Raw genomic sequence first — 4,359 nt, forward strand, 5'->3', positions numbered from 1 at the left:
CCGATATACCGGTCGTGCCTATTCCTATAAGTCCGACGGTCTCAACGTCTGCCGCGTCGATAGATGCTTTACTGATATACGAGGTGTCGTTTACATAAATATCGACCAGATTATCTTTAAATGAAACTTTTAGTTTGTTCCATGCGGTAGCCGTAAAGCCGGTTATAGTGGCTGACTTGATAACGGTTCTATTTAAGCCCAGGCCACCCGTAAACTTTGATAACGTAATGGCCCCGGCCCTTGTAATACGGACTTCATATCCTGAACTGTAGTCATCGGCCAGCTTGAAATAGAAAGATACGTAATCCCCTGTGCCGGTAGCGCCCATCTTGAATGTCGTTTCGACACTGCCATTCTGCATATAGCCATCGTCCAACACTGCCAGCTTGGTACCGGCACTTAAATCTGACTGCCTCAGCTTATATGTATTATCTCCGTCGGACGCATCATCATCCTTAAGATCCCACTGTCCGCTTACCTGAGTCGCGAAGTTTATAACCTGTGCCGGGTCTTGTATGGCCACATCGTCCAACCATGCCGCGTCAAAACCTGCTTTACCGCTGGCATCTTTAATATACTTCCATTCCAGCGTATGAGCGCCGCCTGACACGTTCACATATACATCCTGCCAGCCGACTTCTCCCGATATAGCTGTTACCGTACTGGATTCATTGCCATCTATAAAGAACTTGAAATAATCGTTAGCTTCGGACGATACTTTCCATTTAAAATGAAGCGTGAAATTAAGCGCCGGATCGGTACCGAGAACTACATCTTTCCGGATAATGGAGCTCTGGCTATCACTTACCTGGCCGGTCTGCAACGCGTATCCCCTAAGTATCTTACCGCCCAGAGAAGTGTCTACACCGTTTGCTGCATTCGCATTATATAAGGCGGCAAATTCGGATAAGGTGTAATATTTACCGCTTGGGTCGGTTATAATATTCCCTCTAACGGTAATTGGTATACCGTCCAGCATAAGCACATTCCCGTCTGTGGATACGCTTTGTACAACTCCGCTTATCGCGGCCGTATTCTCTATATTCAGATTAGCATTGGCCGTTATCTTTTCAGCGTGCCAGGTGTCCCCCACCTTTACTATCTTGACATCGAACGATATCTCTTTATCCGCCGAGATTATATCCGGATACTCATGTAGAATAAGGCCCTTCAGTCCGCCTATCGAATCGTATGCGGTGTTATTAACCGGTGTCTGGCTTCGATCTCTTTCGGCAATCTGCAGGGAATTGTTCTTCTCGTTCAGATAAGTAATCTCTATATTTGTAAAGAAACCCTCTGTCGCTAAGTCATTATCGACCTCTATTGTCGTACCATTCAAAACAATCTCCTTGGGGTTACCCGAAGCATCGTATGAGAGTATCTGCATATCCGAGGCAGTGATGGACATGCTGGTATTCAGGATATTGGTGATGGAGATCTCTTTTATCACATATTCTTCTCCGGCTTCTGCCATAACGGCGGATACCAGTATCTGGGAATTTGGCCTGTTGTCAAATATGGCTTTTAACTGTTCAGGTGTAATATAAGATCCGCCGGCATCTTTTATGTTTGTGTCTACAGTTAACTTCGCGGCAATACCGCCGATAGTAACGCTTCCCGTGGTTATATATATACCGAACGTCCCTGCCGCCGTTTTGGCATCTTCTAAAACGGATGTTATCGAGCTGGTCGCGTTATAATCCTGTGAGATCTTTATAGTGTTCGCAACCCAGTTAATTCCGCTCTTATCCATTTCAACTGTTACATATACATCTCCAGTCTGATCCGCGTTGACGAAGAATGAGTTAAGCCAGTCCAAATTTTCTATAGTGCCTGAGCTATCGCTGATCTTGGTATTGTCGTTTATCTGGCAAACCAGCCCGCCCGTAAGCGTTATGGTTCGGGTTACGAGATTTATACCGGTTACCTTGGAAGACATATCGAGATATGAATCCGTGCTTGTGAGAATATTGAGGCCGGTCAAGACCAACCCGTCTGTGGTAACGTTGAACTGCGTTTCGACTTCGGTTGTAATCCCGGATAGATTATTATATGCCGCTATTTCGGAAAGGTCTTTAAGTGTAAGATCGTTGCCCTTTGCGTCTTTAATAATTCCTGTGCTGTCTAAAACGTTAAAAGTCTGGCCCGATATAATGACAGTTCCGACAGTCGGCGAATCGTATGAGATGTTGCCCAAAAGACCGTTAATAGCCGCATGTCCCGTGGCGTCGGAAATAACGTGCGCCGTCTCTATGACCCATTCGTCATTGATCTTCTTGGCTTCTACCGTTATGAACGTCCCGGCCCCATTGGATACGTTATCCTGCAAGAATTGGGCGAGGTCTTCTTTGGTAATGCTCTGCCCTTCGATGTCGGTTATGGCAGCGTTGGCCAAATTCATAGTGGTTCCGTCAAATACAACAGTCCATGTCGAAGTATCTATGGATGCTAATTCTCCCGTCAGATTTGTGGTCGAAAGGAACGGTTCTGTGCTGGTTATGATTATCTGCTCGGCTTCCCAGTCAGAGCCGTTCTTCATGGCCACCAGTTTTATCGTCAGGTATTTCCCCTCTTCCGCGAGGTTTTCCCTTATAGTCTCAAGTTTGGCTATCTTTTCAGCGGCGGTCCCCGAAATAGCATTACCGGCGGAATCGAGTATCGTTGTACCGGCTCCGTCCAGCACCTTTATATTCTCGCCGCCGAATGAAATCGTATTGGAAGCGGTGCTGGCAATAACGCCATTCATAATGCTCAGGCCGGACGGGTTATACAGGTTATTGATGAAGCCTGTCTCATGCTGAGTAGGCGCTTCGATCACATCTATCCTGTCCGCCGTCCATACAGAAACCTCCACATCTACGCCGTTAACATTTTGGATGACCTTGTGCTTTGTAGCCGTCACATTTACATTTGTCGAGGTTGGATCGTTATTGTATATGGTTAAAAATTCTGCAAGCGTTAGTTGCGTACCGTTCTTATCGTAAACCAGCGTTTCGGCAGATATCGCTATCTGGTCATTACCTAACTGCAGGGCCGTTTCTGTCAAAGCGCTCAAAACACCGATGAGAATTTTTGTAACAGGTATATCGTCAACATTGACTACCGTAATATTCACGACATTGGAACTCTCGATGGTCCCGTCTGAGGCGATGAACGTAACCTGATAATTCCCCGATTGGTCGGAGTCAGGAGTCCATGTGAATGTTCCTGTTGCCGTGTCAAAACTGGCTCCCTGCGGTAGCCCCTGGACTGAATAAGTCATACTGTCTCCGTCAGGATCAGTGGCGGACAAAGTGAACGTTAAAGTTCCGTTCTCATTTATGAGCTGATTGGCTATGGGATTGAATACAGGAGGCCTGTCAACATTGTCTATACTAATATTCACGGTCTTGGAGCTGGTAAGAGTCCCATCCGAGGCGATGAATGTAACCTGATAATTCCCTGATTGGTTGTAGCCGGGAGTCCATGTGAATGTCCCTGTTGCCGGGTCAAAACTGGCTCCCTGCGGTAGCCCCTGGACTGAATAAGTCATACTGTCTCCGTCAGGATCTGTGGCGGCCAGGGTGAATGTTAAAGTTTCATTTTCCTTTAAGAGTTTGTTAGCTATAGTACTGAATACAGGAGGCCTGTTAACATTGTCTACGGTAATATTCACATCCTGGTATGTCTCGATGGTCCCGTCCGAGGCTATGAATGTAATCTGATAATTCCCTGCCTGATCATAGCCGGGAGTCCATGTGAATGTCTTGGTCGATGGATTAAAGGTAGCTCCTTGCGGAAGCCCCTGGACTGAATAAGTCATGCTGTCTCCATCAGGGTCGGTAGCAGACAAGGTGAATGTTAAAGTTCCATTCTCATTTAATACCTTATTGACTATCGGGCTCAATACGGGAGGCCTGTTAACATTACTTACGGTAATATTCACGGTCTGGGAGTTATCAAGAGTCCCGTCCGAGGCTAGGAATGTAACCTGATAAGTCCCCGATTGGTCGTAGTCGGGGGTCCATGTGAATGTCTTGGTCGATGGATTGAAGGTGGCCCCTCTGGGAAGCCCCTGGACTGAATAAGTCATACTGTCTCCGTCAAGATCGGTGGCGGCCAGGGTGAATGTTAAAGCTCCATGCTCATTTACGATTTTGTTAGCTATCGGGCTCAATACAGGAGGCCTGTTAACATTGTCTACTGTAATATCTACAGTCTGGGAACTATCGATAGTTCCGTCCGAGGCGATGAATGTAATTTGATAATTCCCTGCCTGGTCATAGTCAGGAGTCCATGTAAATGTCTTGGTCGATGGATTGAAGGTGGCCCCTCTGGGAAGCCCCTGGACTGAATAAGTCATACTGTCTCCGTCAAGAT

At 46.6% G+C, this 4,359-nt stretch carries 1 protein-coding gene; it reads right to left on the reverse strand.

All coding sequences use genetic code 11. The annotated features are described in order from the left end of the window. Positions 1-4,342 (reverse strand): putative Ig domain-containing protein (locus tag WC980_10790; protein MFA5795537.1); only part of this gene is annotated, 4,342 nt, incomplete at its 3' end. Positions 4,343-4,359 lie beyond the last annotated feature (17 nt).

The organism is Candidatus Brocadiia bacterium, from assembly GCA_041658285.1.
In the GTDB taxonomy this organism is placed as follows: domain Bacteria; phylum Planctomycetota; class MHYJ01; order JACQXL01; family JACQXL01; genus JBBAAP01.